The organism is Clostridioides sp. ZZV14-6150, from assembly GCF_020657875.1.
GTDB lineage: Bacteria > Bacillota > Clostridia > Peptostreptococcales > Peptostreptococcaceae > Clostridioides.
Genome location: NZ_JAGWDA010000088.1, coordinates 1 through 356, shown reverse-complemented (window position 1 = coordinate 356; position 356 = coordinate 1). Strand labels below are relative to the sequence as shown.

At 35.4% G+C, this 356-nt stretch carries 1 protein-coding gene; it reads right to left on the bottom strand.

Features of this window, described 5'->3' with window-relative positions:
• Positions 1 to 110: 110 nt before the first annotated feature.
• Positions 111 to 356: transposase (locus KGF41_RS20615; protein ID WP_227857147.1), on the bottom strand; the 246-nt coding region annotated here is incomplete at its 5' end.

Sequence of the window (356 nt, the reverse complement as noted above, 5' to 3'; positions counted from 1 at the left end):
CACTTAACTACCTACGGTAATGTTTGAAGTGGTGGCTTCTTGGTCAAGATAACTATTGTTATCAGTATCTCCAAGCTATTAGGCTAGTTCCTAACCCTTATGATTACCATTTATATGGCTAAGTTTAGTAGATTGATACTTGCATTGATATCTCTATCGTGGAATGCTCCACACTCTGGACATTCCCATTCTCTTAGTCCTAAGTTCTTCACTAATGGATTTTTATATCCACATTTAGAACATAATTGACTAGATGCGAAATTCTTATCTGCTACTATTATTTCTCTACCATACCAATTAGCTTTATATTCTAACATTCTTCTGAACTCCGACCAACTTGCTTCGCTTATAGCTTT